Source organism: Mycobacterium sp. NGS49 (assembly GCF_059812565.1).
On record NZ_JCALCX010000090.1, the window covers coordinates 1 to 1,607 of the forward strand.

2 protein-coding genes are annotated in these 1,607 nt (G+C 61.7%); both read right to left on the bottom strand.

The window, feature by feature from the left end:
* The coding region (locus tag AC5Y7D_RS30780) for a hypothetical protein (RefSeq protein WP_499929952.1) at nucleotides 1–214 on the bottom strand (214 nt) is incomplete at its 3' end.
* 62 nt (nucleotides 215–276) lie between these two features.
* A partial coding sequence (locus AC5Y7D_RS30785; protein ID WP_499929954.1) for an autotransporter outer membrane beta-barrel domain-containing protein occupies nucleotides 277–1,607 on the bottom strand: 1,331 nt, incomplete at its 5' end.

Sequence of the window (1,607 nt, forward strand, 5' to 3'; positions counted from 1 at the left end):
GATCCGCGCCGAGTTGATCTCCGGCGGCAACCACGCAAAGTCCAGAATCATCGCAACCCCAACCCAGCCAACCGTTCTGACTCGTCAGGAGCCGCTCGCGACGCGAACCGGCCCATGGCCGGATCGTAAGCCAGATCACAGTAAAAGTCTGCAGTTTCGCCAGAATTGTGTCGGCCAATTTGATAGCACGCGCGAACCATGCGTCACTAGACATCTGTCCAGCCGATTCGGGGATAAATTACTGAAATGCTGTTCCAACAATGGCTGCCGGCGCTGTCAGAAGAGCCCTTTGACGATTCCTGACACGCCGTCACCCGAGACGAGCAGACCCGAGCTGCCGGTGCCGAACACGAAGAGCCCGGAACTCGTGATGCCGGCGATGAAGAAGCCGGCGTTCTGGACTGCGGCGTTGTAGATGCCGGCGTTGCCGTACCCGGTGTTGAGGACTCCTGAGTTGCCGCCGAGGGCAAGCGTGGTGCTGGTGTTGACGTAGCCGGAGTTGCCGAAACCCGAGTTCTGCAAGCCGGAATTGCCGCTGCCTGCCGGGTCGTTGTGACCGAAGCCCGAGTTGCCGGTGCCCTCGTTGAAGAAACCCGAGTTGGACACGGATTGGGTCGTCGCGCTGAAGATGCCGGTGTTGAGGCCGCCGGCATTGAAGGCGCCGGTGTTGGTGTCGCCGGCGTTGACGAATCCGGTGTTCACGTCGCCGGCGTTGCCGAATCCGGAATTGACATCACCCGCATTCAGGAATCCGCTGTTCACATTTCCGGCATTCCCGAAGCTGGTGTTCGAATTGCCGGAATTGAAGCTGCCGGCGTTGAAGTTCCCGGAGTCGAAGAGGCCGAAGTTGCTGCTGCCGGCATTGGCGGCACCGGTATTGGTGTCGCCGGCGTTCCAGAAACCGGTATTGATGTCACCGGCATTCCCGAACCCGAAATTGCCGATGCCGGAATTGCCGAAGCCGAGGTTCCCGGTACCGGAGTTGAAGAATCCGACATTCCCGGTGCCGGAGTTGAACAGGCCGACGTTGCCGCTGCCGGAGTTGAGGGCGCCAAACCCGACCTGGTTGTCGCCGGTGAGCCCGAACCCGATGTTGTTGTTGCCGGTATTGCCGAAACCGAAATTCCCGCTGCCGGTATTGCCGAAGCCGACGTTGTTGCTGCCGAAGTTTCCGCTGCCGACGTTGCGGCTGCCGTTGTTGCCCGACCCGATGTTCGCGTCGCCGACATTGCCGCCACCGACGTTGGTGCCACCGATGTTGCCCAGGCCGAGATTGGCGCTGCCGATATTGCCGCTCCCGAGGTTCTGGCTGCCGAAATTGCCGCTGCCCAGATTGAGATTGCCGGTGTTGCCGCTCCCGAGATTGGTGTCGCCGATATTGCCGCTGCCGAAGTTGGTATTACCGATGTTGCCGCTGCCGGGGTTGGAGCTGCCGATATTGCCGCTGCCCAGGTTGGTGTCACCGATGTTGCCGCTACCGACGTTCAGCGAACCGATATTCCCGAGCCCGAGGTTGATGCCCTGAAGCGGTGCCGGAACGGAACTGGCCGCCGCCGTGGCCGCGGCCTGTGCTCGCGCCGGCACCGTCCCCAGTAGTCCGGCCAACC